The sequence below is a fragment of the Reyranella sp. genome (assembly GCF_036558665.1).
Classification (GTDB): Bacteria; Pseudomonadota; Alphaproteobacteria; order Reyranellales; family Reyranellaceae; genus Reyranella.
This window is the reverse complement of record NZ_DATBFE010000124.1, coordinates 49,895-63,657: the sequence shown is the minus strand read 5'-3', so window position 1 is coordinate 63,657 and position 13,763 is coordinate 49,895. Positions and strand designations below refer to the sequence as shown.

Annotated in this window: 14 protein-coding genes; 9 read left to right on the top strand and 5 right to left on the bottom strand. The window is 64.4% G+C overall.

Annotated elements, in window-relative coordinates; translation table 11 throughout:
* Window positions 1-56 precede the first annotated feature (56 nt).
* From VH499_RS18250 to VH499_RS18215, 8 genes are read left to right on the top strand one after another with little or no spacing between them, the layout of a single operon-like run.
* Window positions 57-1,991, top strand: coding sequence for a peptidyl-prolyl cis-trans isomerase (locus VH499_RS18250; RefSeq protein ID WP_332054173.1), 1,935 nt, complete (start codon window positions 57-59; stop codon window positions 1,989-1,991).
* A gap of 4 nt (window positions 1,992-1,995) precedes the next feature.
* On the top strand, window positions 1,996-3,525 hold the full coding sequence (trpE, locus tag VH499_RS18245; RefSeq protein ID WP_332054172.1) for an anthranilate synthase component I: 1,530 nt from the start codon (window positions 1,996-1,998) through the stop codon (window positions 3,523-3,525).
* Between the two features lie 49 nt (window positions 3,526-3,574).
* Window positions 3,575-4,387 (top strand): enoyl-CoA hydratase/isomerase family protein, encoded by an 813-nt coding sequence (locus VH499_RS18240; RefSeq protein WP_332054171.1) that lies wholly within the window; start codon window positions 3,575-3,577, stop codon window positions 4,385-4,387.
* Between the two features lie 10 nt (window positions 4,388-4,397).
* Window positions 4,398-5,150, top strand: a complete 753-nt coding sequence (locus VH499_RS18235; protein WP_332054170.1) for an SDR family oxidoreductase — start codon at window positions 4,398-4,400, stop codon at window positions 5,148-5,150.
* Between the two features lie 18 nt (window positions 5,151-5,168).
* The gene (locus tag VH499_RS18230) at window positions 5,169-5,579 is read left to right on the top strand and encodes a DUF350 domain-containing protein (protein ID WP_332054169.1); all 411 of its coding nucleotides are present in this window, start codon (window positions 5,169-5,171) and stop codon (window positions 5,577-5,579) included.
* A 5-nt stretch (window positions 5,580-5,584) separates the two neighbouring features.
* The gene (locus VH499_RS18225) at window positions 5,585-5,875 is read left to right on the top strand and encodes a hypothetical protein (protein WP_332054168.1); all 291 of its coding nucleotides are present in this window, start codon (window positions 5,585-5,587) and stop codon (window positions 5,873-5,875) included.
* A gap of 3 nt (window positions 5,876-5,878) precedes the next feature.
* Window positions 5,879-7,009: a glutathionylspermidine synthase family protein gene (locus VH499_RS18220; protein WP_332054167.1), complete on the top strand. Its 1,131-nt coding sequence runs from the start codon at window positions 5,879-5,881 to the stop codon at window positions 7,007-7,009.
* Between the two features lie 13 nt (window positions 7,010-7,022).
* Window positions 7,023-7,901 (top strand): TauD/TfdA family dioxygenase, encoded by an 879-nt coding sequence (locus VH499_RS18215; protein WP_332054166.1) that lies wholly within the window; start codon window positions 7,023-7,025, stop codon window positions 7,899-7,901.
* Window positions 7,902-7,971: 70 nt separating this feature from the next.
* Here VH499_RS18215 and VH499_RS18210 read toward each other — a convergent pair whose 3' ends face one another.
* The 5 genes from VH499_RS18210 to VH499_RS18190 all read right to left on the bottom strand — a co-directional run bounded on the left by VH499_RS18210 (window position 7,972) and on the right by VH499_RS18190 (window position 12,827).
* Window positions 7,972-8,988: an aldo/keto reductase gene (locus VH499_RS18210; RefSeq protein WP_332054165.1), complete on the bottom strand. Its 1,017-nt coding sequence runs from the start codon at window positions 8,986-8,988 to the stop codon at window positions 7,972-7,974.
* A 28-nt stretch (window positions 8,989-9,016) separates the two neighbouring features.
* Window positions 9,017-10,231, bottom strand: a complete 1,215-nt coding sequence (locus VH499_RS18205; protein ID WP_332054164.1) for an acyl-CoA dehydrogenase family protein — start codon at window positions 10,229-10,231, stop codon at window positions 9,017-9,019.
* Between the two features lie 2 nt (window positions 10,232-10,233).
* Entirely contained in the window at window positions 10,234-11,445 is a 1,212-nt protein-coding gene (locus tag VH499_RS18200; RefSeq protein WP_332054163.1) for an acyl-CoA dehydrogenase family protein, read from the bottom strand.
* Between the two features lie 214 nt (window positions 11,446-11,659).
* A complete protein-coding gene (locus VH499_RS18195; RefSeq protein ID WP_332054162.1) occupies window positions 11,660-12,556 on the bottom strand; it encodes a phytanoyl-CoA dioxygenase family protein in 897 nt (298 codons plus the stop codon).
* A gap of 145 nt (window positions 12,557-12,701) precedes the next feature.
* Window positions 12,702-12,827 carry a hypothetical protein gene (locus VH499_RS18190; RefSeq protein ID WP_332054161.1) on the bottom strand — a complete coding sequence of 42 codons (126 nt, stop codon included), beginning with the start codon at window positions 12,825-12,827 and terminating at the stop codon, window positions 12,702-12,704.
* A gap of 49 nt (window positions 12,828-12,876) precedes the next feature.
* On the opposite strand from VH499_RS18190, the gene VH499_RS18185 reads away from it, so the two are divergent.
* Window positions 12,877-13,758 (top strand): aldolase/citrate lyase family protein, encoded by an 882-nt coding sequence (locus tag VH499_RS18185; RefSeq protein ID WP_332054160.1) that lies wholly within the window; start codon window positions 12,877-12,879, stop codon window positions 13,756-13,758.
* Window positions 13,759-13,763 lie beyond the last annotated feature (5 nt).

Below are 13,763 nucleotides of genomic sequence, written 5' to 3'. Positions count from 1 at the left end.
GCATGCGCCGCGCCATTCCGGCTCCCTGGCCGCCCTTTCCTCGCGAAGCTCGTCACGTGAACAGATTCAGAAAATACGCCGGCTACATCATCATGACCCTGCTGCTCGGCACGCTGATCGTCAGCTTTGCGCTGTGGGGCATCGGGGACATGCTGCGCATGGGCGGCCGCAACACCGAAGTCGCACACGTCGGCGGCATCCATATTCCGGTCTACGGCTGGGTGGGCGGCACGGCGGTCTCCATCGACGAGGTGCGTGATCGTTTCAACCGTCAGCTCGACCAGATTCAGCGCCAGACGGGCCAGCGGCCCGACACCGAGCAGGCCGCCCGCTATGGCCTCAACGTGCGTGCGCTAGAGGATGTCGTGCAACGGGCGGTGATCGACACCGCCATGAAGGATTACGGCATCGTGGTCGGCGACGACCAGGTGCGTGACACGATCGCCCAGAATCCGAGTTTTCACGGCTCCAACGGCAAGTTCGATCCGGTCAAATACCGCAATCTCCTGCAGCAGGCGCGCATCAACGAAGCTGCGTACGTCGCCGACGTGCGGCGCGAGATCGGTTCCTCCGAACTGTTCGGCACGGTGCGTACCGAGGGGCTCGCTCCCAGGGTCTTGCGCGACGACATTTTCAAGATGGAGAGCGAGAAGCGCGTCGCCGAAACCGTCTACGTGCCCGACTCGATCGTCGCGGCCGTCCCCAAGCCGACGGCGGACGAACTCGGGAAATACTTCGACGCCAACAAGGCCCGCTTCCAGATCCCCGAGTACCGCTCCTTCTCCTACGTGATGATGACCAATGCCGACGTGATGGACCAGGTCACGGTGACGCCCGAGCAGGTGAAGCAGGAATACGAGTCCCGTGCGGCCGAATTCGGCACGCCCGAGAAGCGCGACGTCGATCAGGCCATGACCGACAGCGAAGACAAGGCCAACGCCATCATCGCCGCCGTGAAGGGCGGCAAGTCACTGGAGGACGCGACCAAGCAGGTGACCGGCAGCACCGATGGCGTGATCAAGCTGGGCTCCATCCAGAAGAAGGACCTGCCGGCCGGCGTGCTCGCCGACGACATCTTCAAGCTGCCGGAGGGTGTCGCGTCCGAGCCGATCAAATCGCCGCTCGGCTGGCATGTGGTGCGCATCAACAAGATCGAGCCCGGCAAGCTCACACCCTTCGACGAGGTCAAGGACAAGCTCGAAAAGGAGCTCAAGAACCAGCTCGCGCCCGATCAGCTCATCAAGCTGGTGAACGACTTCGACCGCGAGATGGGCAAGGCCGGTTCGATGGCCGACGCTGCCAAGGCGCTGGGGCTCAAGGTCCATTCGGTGGACAATGTCGATGCGCGCGGACAGGACCCGTCGGGCAAGCAGGTCGTGATCGGCGCCGGCGCCGCGGAGCTCATCAAGGCCGCCTTCTCGACGCGCGAAGGCAGCGACAGCGACCTCCTCGAAACCGGAAAGGGCGAATATTTCGTCGTCCACACCGACCGGATCACGCCGTCCCGTGCCCCTGTGCTTTCCGAGGTGGAAACGAAGGTGACGGAGGCTTGGGAGGCCGAGCAACGCAAGAAGCTTGCCAACCAGAAAGTCAAAGAGGCCGTCGAAAAGGCCACTTCAGGGAGCGACCTCGGCGCGGTGGCCAAGGACCTCGGCCTGGAGATGCGCACGACCAAGGCGGTCACCCGTTTCGATGCCGATACAGGCAACTATCTCAGCCCGCCGGTGACGCAGGCGTTGTTCAAGCTTGCGGTCGGCAAGGTGCAGGCGGTGCGCACCGGCGACGGCAACGTCATCGTAAGGACCAAAGAGATCCAGCCCGTCGATCTCGTCAAGGAGAAGGCTCAACTCGATCGCTTCGGCGGCCAGCTCGATACCATGATCGCCAACGATCTGGTGGCTCAGCTTCTCGCGGCGCTGCGCGCGAAGTACGGCGTGACCGTGAACGAGCAGGTTTTCCAGGCCGCCTTCCAGTCGCAGCAGCCGCAATAACGCCATGTCCCTCGCGCCCGACTACGACGCGTTTGCCAGGATTTACGCTTCGGGCAAGCCGCAGCTCGCCTGGACCAAAGCGGTGGCCGACCTCGAGACGCCGGTTTCGGCCTACCTCAAGCTGGCAGACGGGAGGGCCAATTCCTTCCTTCTCGAGTCGGTCGAGGGCGGCACCGTCCGCGGCCGCTATTCGATCATCGGCTTCAAGCCGGACGTGATCTGGCGCTGCCGCAACGACAGGGCGGAAATCAACCGCCGTGCCCGCACCGACGCGCATGCGTTCGAGCCGCTCGAGGGCCGCCCACTGGAGACGCTGCGCGCGCTCATTCGCGATTGCCAGATGGAACTGCCGCCGGGGCTGCCGCCGATGGCCTCGGGCCTGTTCGGTTTTCTGGGCTACGACATGGTACGCGATATGGAACGGCTGCCCGACAAGAACCCGGATCCGGTCGGCTTGCCCGACGCGATCATGGTGCGCCCGACCCTGATCTGCATCTTCGACCGGCTGGAAGACAACGTGATCATGGTGACACCGGTCTGGCCGCAGGCCGGCATCGGAGCCCGCGCCGCCTACGAGGCCGCGGAGGAACGGCTGGCCGATGCCGTGTCCGACTTCGAGCGCTCCCTGCCCTATCGCCGCGAGAATGCCGACGCATTGGACGGCCTGCCCGAGCCGCAGGCCAACATGTCCAAGGACGCCTTCAAGAAGATGGTCGACATCTGCAAGGAGTACGTCCTCGCCGGCGATGCCTTCCAGATCGTGCCGTCACAGCGCTTTTCCTTGCCCTTCAAGCTGGCGCCGCTCGCACTCTACCGGTCGCTGCGCCGGATCAATCCCTCGCCGTTCCTGATCTTCTTCGATTACGGCGACTTCTCGATCGTGGGCTCGAGCCCCGAGATCCTGGTGCGGCTGCGCGACAACACCGTCACCATCCGGCCGCTCGCAGGCACCCGTCCGCGCGGGACTACGCCCGAGGAAGACAAGCGCCTGGCCGACGAACTGCTCGCGGATCCGAAAGAACGCGCCGAGCACCTGATGCTGCTCGATCTGGCGCGCAATGACGTCGGCCGCGTCGCCAGGATCGGTTCGGTGAAGGTGATCGAGCAGTTTACGATCGAGAAGTACAGCCACGTCCAGCATATCAGCAGCCACGTCGAAGGCACGCTGCAGGAGGGGCTGGAAGCGATCGACGCCCTCAAGGCGGGCTTTCCGGCCGGCACGCTCGCGGGTGCGCCCAAGGTACGCGCCATGGAGATCATCGACGAGGTCGAGCCGGTGCGCCGCGGCATCTATGCCGGTTGCGCGGGCTATTTCGCTTCGAACGGTTCGATGGATACATGCATCCTTTTGCGCACCGGGCTGGTGAAGGACAACACGCTCTATGTACAGGCAGGCGTCGGCGTCGTGGCCGACTCCGATCTCGAGGCCGAGTATCAGGAGAGCGTGCAAAAGGCGCGCGCCCTCGTTCGCGCCGCGGAAGAAGCCGTGCGCTTCGCCTCCGGTGGCAACTGGAGCGCCGGCAACAAGCGTTAGCGGGACGCCAGCCCAGGCGTTAGGCTTCTCCGCAAACGGAGGAGACCGCATGTCCGACTGGCAAAAGCGCTACCAACGCCTTCTGTTCGATCGCCCGCATCCCAAGGTGCTGCGGGTCACGATGAACCGGCCCGAGAAGTACAATGCCACCGACGCTCTGATGCACCGCGAGCTGGTCAACGTCTGGCGCGACATCGACGGCGACGACACCGTCAACTGCGTCATCATTCAGGGCGCTGGCGGCAAGGTCTTCTCCGCCGGGGGCGACTTCGACATCATCGAAAAGAACATGAAGGACTACAACGCGCTGCTTGCGATGTGGAAGGAGGCGCGCGATCTCGTCTACAACGTGATCAACTGTTCCAAGCCGATCGTCAGCACGATGCGCGGACCCGCCGTCGGCGCGGGCCTCGTTGCGGGCATCCTGGCCGACGTCTCCATCGCCTCGAAGAAGGCGCGCATCATCGACGGCCACACGCGGCTCGGCGTCGCGGCCGGCGATCATGCGGTGATCGTCTGGCCGCTGCTTTGCGGCATGGCCAAGGCCAAGTACTATCTGCTGCTTTGCGAATCGGTCGACGGCGAGGAGGCCGAGCGCATCGGCCTCGTATCGCTTTGCGTCGAGGATGACCAGCTCGAAGCCAAGGGGCTCGAGGTCGCCAGCAAGCTCGCGGAGGGCGCCCAGACCTCGATCCGCTGGACCAAGTACGCGCTCAACAACTGGCTGCGCATGATGGGACCGTCGTTCGATGCCTCGACCGCGCTCGAGATGCTGGGCTTCATGGGCACCGAGGTGAAGGAAGGCCTCGCGTCGCATCTGGAGAAGCGCAAACCGAGGTTCGATCCCTACTCGCCGCTCTGAGGAGAAGATCATGCGCGGACTGGACGGCAAGAATGTCATCGTCACCGGCGGTGGCGGTGCGATCGGCGGCGCCATTTGCCGGCGCTTTGCGGGCTACGGCGCTCGCGTCGGCGTGTTCGACAAGAACATCGACGGCGCGAAAAAGGTGGCGGTCGAGATCAAGGGGTTGGCCTCGGGCGTCGACATCACCGACTACGAGGCCGTCGGCAAGGCGATCATGCAGTTCGAGAACGAGGTAGGTCCGACCGATATCCTCGTCAACAATGCGGGCTGGGATCGCTTCGTCAATTTCGTCGACACCACGCCCGACCTCTGGGACCAGATCATCGCCATCAACCTCAGGGGCGCACTCAATATGAGCCATGTGGTGCTGAAGGGCATGGTGACTCGGGGTCACGGGCGCGTCGTCAACATCGCCTCGGATGCAGGGCGCGTCGGCTCCTCGCTGGAGGCGGTATATTCGGCCTGCAAGGGCGGCCTCATCGCCTTTACCAAGACCGTAGCACGCGAAGTGGCGCGCAAAGGCATCACCCTCAACACGGTCTGCCCAGGCCCGACCGATACACCTCTATTGGCGGCTGTCGCCGGCGCGGACGAGCGCGGGCAGAAGATCCGCGCCGCGCTGGTGAGTGCGATCCCGATGAAGCGCGTGGGCCAGCCTGAGGATATCCCGGGCGCGGTGTGCTTTCTGGCGAGCGATGATGCAGCCTTCATCACCGGCCAGACGATCAGTGTGTCGGGCGGCTTGACCATGCACGGCTGAGCGACGGACACTTGGGCGATGCCCGAGCTTGCCTGGCTGGTCGCCGTCTTCCCGAATTTCCTGCGCTACATCATCGTGAGCTTCGCTCTCGCCGCGCTCTTCCTCTGGATCTATGTCCTGATCACGCCGTGGCGCGAGTTCGCCCTGATCCGTGGCGGCAATTCCGCCGCGGCCATCGCCCTCGTCGGCGCCTTGCTGGGCTTCTGCATGCCGCTCGCCAACACAATCGCTCATTCGGCGAGCCTGATCGACCTCGTTCTGTGGGCGCTGGTGGCGCTCGCGGTGCAGGTGATCGTGCACGTCGCCATGCGCCTGCTGCTGCCGCATCTCAAGGAGGCCGTCGAAGCCGATCGCAATGCCGCCGGTATCGCCGCCGGCGGGTTCGCCGCCTGCTTCGGCCTCATCAATGCGGCCTGCCTCACGAGCTGATCTTCATGTCTCAGTCCAATCCCGATGCCCGCGGCCCTCGCGCTTCGCGCGCGGTCAAGCTCGTGCTGATGGGCGTGGCGGGCGCCGCCTTGCTTTACTCGTGTACGCCCGGCATCGGCACGGCGGTGGGTGGCTGGCCGGGCTTCTGGTTCTGGGGCAATCCGTTCTATCGGGGCGCGACATTCTCGGCGCCGCGAACGACTGCGCCGGGCGCGGCGGCGCCGGGCCAGGCCACCACCAGCCAGCGGGGCGGCTTCGGTGGATCGGCCGCCGCGCATGGCAGCAGCGCAAGCTGACATATGAGGCGCGAAGCAGTTTCGCCGCGTCCCGGCTGGCAACAGAAGCTCGACCAGCTCGGGTTCGACTATTACATGCTGGAAGGCAAGGCCTACTGGACCGAGCAAGCCTGCTACGCCTTCACCGCGGACGAAGTCGACGAGCTCGAGGCAGCAACCGAAGCCCTGCATGGCCTGTGCCTCAAGGCCGTCGATCATGTCGTCGCCAACAAGCTCTGGGAGCGCATGCGCATCCCGCCTGCCTGGGGCGACTATATCGAGCGCGTCTGGCGGCGCTCCGACCCGGCGCTCGTCGGCCGGTTCGATCTCGCCTATGACGGGGCGACGCCGCCGAAGCTCCTCGAATACAACGCCGACACGCCGACCGCGCTCTACGAGGCGGCCGTCGTGCAGTGGTATTGGCTCAAGGACGTGAGGCCCGAGGCCGACCAGTTCAATTCGATCCACGACAAGCTCATCGAGGCTTGGCGTGGCATCGCGCAACGCCTGTCCCCGCAGTCCGTGGTTCACTTCGCGCGTTTCGAAGACCATCCCGAGGATCTCGCGACGTCGGAATATCTTCGCGACACGGCGCTGCAGGCCGGTCTCACCGGCAAGCCGCTCCCCGTCTCCCAGATCGGCTGGAACGGCCGCCGCTTCACCGGCCCGGACGAGACGCCGATTCAGGCAATATCCAAGCTCTATCCGTGGGAGTGGATGGCACGTGAGCAGTTCGGCCCCCATGTCCTGACCGATACGACGGCCTTCATCGAGCCGGCCTGGAAGATGATTCTCAGCAACAAGATGCTGCTGCCACTTCTGTGGGAAGGCTTTCCCGGGCATGCAAATCTTCTGCCGGCGTTCGAGAGCGAGCACCCCGACCTCGGCAGCGCCTTCGTCAAGAAACCGATCTTCGGCCGCGAAGGCCACAACATTACCTTGACCGCACCGGGCCTGTTCGACACCTCTTCGGGAAGCTACGGTTCGGAAGGCTATGTCTGGCAAGCCTATCGGCCGTTGCCGCTCTTCGACGGCAACCATGCGGTTGTCGGTTCATGGATCGTCGACGACAAGGCGTCGGGTGTGGGCATGCGCGAGGACGAACGGCCCATCACCCACAACAACAGCCGCTTCGTGCCTCATTACTTCTCGTGAGAGGGAGCATTCGATGAGCGAGATGTGGATCCAGCCGACCGGCGGTCCCCTGGGAGCCGACGTCCATGGAGTCGATCTCTGTCAGCCGGTCGACGATGCCGTCTTCCACAAGATCGTGGCCGCCTGGAGCGAGCATCTCGTGCTGCGCTTCGGCGGACAGCGGATCGATGACACGACCTTGATGAAGTTCAGCGCCCGCTTCGGCGAACTCGACCGCGTGCCGATCGCCAGTGCCGATGTCGACAGCGCCCACTCCGACGTGGCGCCGGAAGCCGTCGCCTGGGTCAATGTGATTTCGAGCATCAAGAAGGAAGGCAAGGCCGTCGGCGGGCTCGGCAGCTACGAGCTCGTCTGGCATACCGACATGTCCTACAATCCGCTGCCGCCGCGCGCGAGCCTGCTCTATGCGCTCGAGGTGCCCCCGGAGGGCGGCAACACCGGCTTCCTCAACATGTACACGGCGTACGAAACGCTGCCCGGAGATCTCAAGCGCGCAATCGAAGGCAGGAGCTGCATCCACGACGCCAGCAAGAACTCCGCCGGCGAATTGCGTCAGGGCTTCCAGCGTACCCTCGATGTGCGCCAGACGCCGGGCGCCGTGCATCCCCTCGTCCGCCTGCATCCGCTGAGCAGGCGCAAGGCGCTGTTCCTCGGCCGCCGGCCCGGCGCCTACATCCACGGCCTGCCGGTCGAGGAGAGCGAGGCGCTGCTCGACGCGCTTTGGGCGCACACGACTCAGGAGCGATTCGCCTGGTACCAGAAATGGCGCGTCGGCGACCTCGTGATGTGGGACAATCGATGCGTCATGCATCGCCGCGATGCGTTCGACGAAAGCCTGCGGCGGCTGATGCACAGGACTCAGATCGTCGGCGAGCCGGTGCTGGCGGGTTAGCCGCGTTCCGTCGCGTCCATCACCGCCGCCCGGAAGACGCTCAAGCTCGCGGTCGCGATGGTGCGCCGGACTATGCCGTCCCCGGCATCTTGACGGCGGCCTTACGTCTTTCAGGCATCGGATCCTCGAACGCGCGCGGATAGCGGTTGGGGCGACCCGATATCTTGTTCAATTTCTCCAGTGCCTCGGCAGGCAGGCGCCAGCCGCCCGCCTTCAGCGTATCGGCGAGCTGCTCGGCGTTGCGCGCGCCCACGATGGCGCTGGTCATGAACGGCTGATCCATCACCCAACGCAGTGCCGTCTGCGCGGGCGTGCGGCCGATTTCCTTGGCGGTATCGAGCAGCGTCTGCAGGATCTCGGCGTGACTCGGCGTGAAGAAGCGGCCTTGGAAGCCCCAGCCCTCGGCCGAGCGCGTGCCCTGCACCTTGAGACTGCCGGGGGTGTACTTGCCGGCGAGGTAGCCCGAGGCGAGCGGCGACCAGGCGACGACCCCCAGCCCCTTGGCCTGGCAGGCCGGCACGATCTCCTCGTCGATGTCGCGCACGACGAGATTGTATTGCGGCTGGTAGGCGATGAACCTGTCCCAGCCGCGCGACTGGGCGATCCAGAGCGCATCGATCAGGCGCCAGGCCTCGAAGTTGGAGCAGGCGGTGTAGAGGATTTTTCCCTCGCGCACGAGGTCCTCGAAGGCGCGCAGGGTTTCCTCGATCGGCGTTTCATGGTCGACGTGATGGACGTAATGGATGTCGATATAGTCGGTCTGCAGCCGCTTCAGGCTGGCCTCGATCTCCTGCCTGATGTGCAGCCGCGAGCCGCCTGAATCATTCGGGCCCGGCCCCATCGGGTTGAATACCTTGGACGCAACCACCGCCTGGTGCCGCTTACCCTTGAGCGCCACGCCCAGCATGGCCTCCGATTTGCCCCAGACATAGGCGTTGGCGGTGTCGAAGAAATTGACGCCGGCGTCGAGCGCGGCATGCACCATGCGTGTGGCCCCGCCCTGATCGGCCCCGTTGCCGAAGGTCATGGTGCCAAGGCAGATCTCCGAGACTTTTACGCCGGAGCGGCCGAGGTTGCGGTATTCCATTTCTTCCCTTTCCTCCTCGGCTCGACGATCAGAGCCCCAGCATAGCCTTGGCGAGCACGTTGCGCTGCACTTCCGACGAGCCGCCGTAGATCGTGGTCTTGCGGTTGTTGAAATAGCGCGGCGCCACGTCGTCGACATGATCGCCGCCCACCGGCACGACGTTGCTGTCGTAGTTGCGCAATTCGGTGAACGGTGCGCCGTACCAGCCCACCGCCTCGACCGCGAGCTCGGTCACCTTCTGGCCGACTTCGGTCCCGCGCATCTTCACGACCGAGCCCATGTTGCCTGGGGCATCGCCGGTCTTGAGGCCCGAGTAGAACATGAGCTCGTTCATCTCGATCGCATCGATCTCGATCTCGAGCGCCGCCATCTTCTCGCGCCATTCCAAATTGGCGGTCAGCGGCTCGCCGGAATCGAGCTGTGTCCTGGACAGAGTCTGCAGATGGCGGAAGGCCTTGCGCAGGCGCGGCCCGAAAGCCTGTCCGCCGCGCTCGAACTCGAGCAGGTACTTGGCGTAGGTCCAGCCCTTGTTCTCCTCACCCACCAGATTCTCAGCCGGCACCTTGACGTCGGTGAAGAAGACCTGGTTCACCTCGTGCCGCATGGGCGTGCGCGTACCGTCGACCAGGAAGATGGGGTCGATACGGATGCCCGGCGACTTCATGTCGATCAGCAGGAAGGAGATGCCCTCCTGCTGCTTGCCCGCGTTCGAGGTGCGCACGAGACAGAATATCCAGTCGGCCCAGTGCGCATTGGTCGTCCAGATTTTCTGGCCGTTGACGATGTAGTGGTCGCCTTTGCGCACCGCCCGCGTCCGCAAACTCGCAAGGTCGGAGCCTGAGCCCGGTTCCGAGTAGCCCTGACACCATAGCTCGTCGGCCGCCGCGATCCTGGGCAGGAAGCGATTCTTCTGCGCCTCGCTGCCGAACTTCATCAGGACGGGTGCCACCATCTTGATGCTGAATGACGAAAGATAGGGCGAGTCGGCGCGCGCGAGTTCCATCTCCAGGATGAATTTCTGTGTCGAACTCCAACCCGGGCCGCCATACTCTTTTGGCCAGTTCGGGCAGAGCCAACCCTTGCTGGCGAGTTTCTTCTGCCATTGCAGCAGTCGCTCCTTGGAAACGTGGCTCGACCGGCTGCGCCGACTCTCCTCCGCCACCTCCGGCGGCATGTTGGCCGCGATCCAGTCGCGGACCTCCTTCTGAAACGCGAGTTCCTCGGCGTTGAAGGCGAGATCCATTTTTACAGGCCCAGCATGACCTTCGACATAATTCCCCGCTGCACTTCCGACGAGCCGCCGTAGATCGTCATCTTGCGGCCGTTGAAGTAGCGTGGCGCGAGCACATCGACGCCCTCGGGTCCGATCGGCTCCACATTGGCGTTCCAGGCACGCTGCTCGGGGAACGGCATCGAGTACCAACCGGCCGCCTCGACGGCGAACTCCTGGACCTGCTGCATCACCTCGGTGCCGCGCAGCTTGATCATCGAGGACATCGGACCGGGATTCTGCCCGGACGCGAGCCGCGAGTAGAACTCCTGTTCGAACATCTCGAGACCCGAAATTTCGATGTCCATGCGCGCAAGCTTCTCACGCCAGCCGGTGTCAGCGAGGATCGAGTCGTTGCCATCCGGCATCGACCTGGCGATGCGAACCAGCCGTTCGAAGGCCGAGCGCAGCCGCGGACTGTAGGGATTGCCCCCACGCTCGAACTCGAGCAGGTACTTGGCGTAGGTCCAGCCCTTGTTCTCCTCGCCGACGCGATTCTCCACCGGGACCTTCACGTCCGTGAAGAAGACCGAGTTCACCTCCTGCGTGCCAGCTCTGTTGCCGTCGGCGGTGATGATGGGCTCGACGGAGATGCCCGGCGTCTTCATGTCGATCAGCAGAAAGGAAATGCCTTCCTGCGGCTTGCCTGCCGTCGAGGTGCGCACCAGGCAGAAGATCCAGTCGGCCGTCTGGGCGAGCGTCGTCCAGGTCTTCTGGCCATTCACGATGTAATAGTCGCCCTCGCGCACCGCCCGGGTCCGCAAGCTCGCGAGGTCCGAGCCAGAGCCGGGCTCGGAATAGCCCTGGCACCAGATCAGATCGGAATTGAGCATCGGCGGCAAATGCCGCGCCTTCTGTTCCGGTGAGCCGTATTTCATGATCACGGGCGCACACATCTTCGGTCCGAACGGCGACGTGCCCGGCGCGCCCGCGCGAGCGAGTTCCATCTCGAAGATGTATTTCTGCGTCGTGGTGAAGCCCGGTCCGCCGAATTCCTTGGGCCAGCCGGTGCAGAGCCAGCCCTTGCTGGCCAGCCGCTTTTGCCAGTCGACCAGCCGCTCCTTCGGCATGTAGGCATTCCGCGCGACCTTGATCTCGCCCACGATCTCGGGCGTCAGGTTCTCCTTCAGCCAGTCGCGCACTTCATGCTGGAAGGCCAATTCTTCCTTGCCGAATGTCAAATCCATCTTAGGCTCCTTCGAGACCGCGAAGGTACCGCGCCGCGTTGCAGCACGCAAAGCGGTCCAGCGACTCTCCCGGCGGCTGCGGAAGCGGTCTTCGTGGATTCGCCAGCAAATGATTGGCCGTGGCCCGCGCCTTAAACCAGCTCGCCCCGCGGCGTGGTGGCCTACCGCAGTTGCCAAACACCGGTCCGTGAGCAACGGCGTATCCAGCGCTTCGTCAATTTGCCAGCGCCGTTTGCCTCGCCTCGCCGGTGATGGCGAAGTAGCGCGACCGCATCGAGGTCTGGTTCTCGTAGATCGAACCCTGGTGCGGCGCGGGCGGCAGCGGCATGCGCACTGGCACATCGGCAAGCCGCGGCGTGACGACCGACTCGCCCGCGATCAGGTTGGCATCGAATGCCGCGAGATCGGTGACGGGCTTCACCAGCGGGAAGGCATCGGCGGCGGCGAATTCGTAGAGCAGAAGCTGGCGCGGCTTGTCCGACACGTTCTGCGCCGAGCCATGCACCAGGCGCACGTGATGGAAGCTCATGGAGCCTGCGCGGCCGATCAGCGGCACCGCCCTCGCATGATCGATGTCGCAGGAAGGATCGATGGCACCGCAGAAGTAGCCGTCGCAATGGTGGTCATAAACCGGTCCCCTGTGCGAGCCTGGCACGACCATGAGCGGCCCGTTCTCCAGCGCACAGTCGTCGAGCATGACGCCGACCGCCAGCAGATCGTCATTGGTATGTGGATAGAAGGCCCAGTCCTGATGCCATTCCACCGGCGAGCCATACTGCGGCGCCTTCAGGTTGAGCTTCGAGCCGTGCAAGCGGACGCCGGAACGCCCCAGGAGCTGTTTCAGAACCTCGACCATGCGCGGCGTGCGCGCGACGCGGCGGAAGATCTCGTGATGCAGATGCGGCGTCTTGAGGCGGCGCACGCGCGGGACGTCGGGGCGGTGGGTGGGTTCAAGATCGTAGATATCGGTGTGGCCCGTGAGACCGCGCGCGCCCTCTATCAACTCGGCAATGACCTGGTGCAGGGCGCTCAACGTCGGGCTGTCGAGCAGGTCGGGCACGACGATGTAGCCCTGCTCTCTATAGAAGGCGACGTCGCGCTCGGAAATCATGGTGTTTCCTCTCAAAACATTCGAACCATGGCCTCAATGATAACGCTATCATTTGCGGCCCATCAACGTCGGCGGCTTCCCCCGGGGTGGCAGGCCGGACGACGGTGCGGTTCCTGATCGAGAGAGGCCGGCGAGCTCTGCGCCCTCAGTCCCTTGGCAGGATCGAGTCGAAATAGGCTCGCCATTTCCGCCGCAGTTCGCCGGCGGTCGCGCCGAAGCCGAGCTTCTGTTCCGCGATCAGCCGCTTCATGTTTTCCGTCAGGATCGCCACGCTTGAAGTTTAGCGGCTATTCTGGCCACAAAGAACCGAGGAGACGGGCATGGCCAAGCGCATCAATCGCGCCATCGAGCTTCTGGAAGCCGGTCAGGCGATCTATTACGACGGGCCGCATACCGGGCACGTGCTGACCTACGAACAGGGGCGCAGGGATGCGCGAACCTGGGCGGACTACATCAACGTCGGCATGGAGCACGGCGCCTTCGACATGGCCGGCCTTGCCGAGTACATGCGCGGCCTGGTCGACGGCGGCCCGACGGCCTCCGGCCATCGCACGCCCGCGATCATCGTCGAGGCACCCGTGAACGGCACGGATGGATCGAACGTCGCCTTCAATGCCTGGCAGTTCCGGCAAATCCTGGGCCGCGGCGTGCACGGCATCCTGCTCTGCCAGGCGGAGTCAGCCGACGCCGTGCGCGAATTCGTGCGGGCTTGCCGCTTTCCTCACCATAAAATTGGCATCGACAAGCTGGGAATCGGGAGCCGTGGCCGCGGTTCGGAGCCGACAGCCGCGCCGGTCTGGGACCTTGATCAACAAGAATATTTTGCCTGCTGCGAACCTTGGCCACTCAGCCCACGCGGCGAACTTTTGCTCGGTGTAAAGATTGAAAGCCCTCCCGGTGTCGAGCATTGCGAGGAGATTTTGGCGGTGCCTGGATTGGGGTTTGCCGAACTGGGGCCGGGCGATCTGGGATTGGCGCTGGGCTATACCAGCCTTCAGCGGCGGCCCTACCCGCCCGTGATGGAAGCTGCCCGCGCCAAGGTGTTCGCCGCCTGCCGGGCCAACAATCTCGCCTTCCTCGAAGGGGCGACGCCGGACAACATCGCCCAGCGCCTCGATGAAGGCGTGCGCGTCATTTCCGGCCACGATCCCGAAACCGCCAAGGTCGGGCGGGCGCATCAGAAGCGGAAGCTGCCCGTCTGACTTTG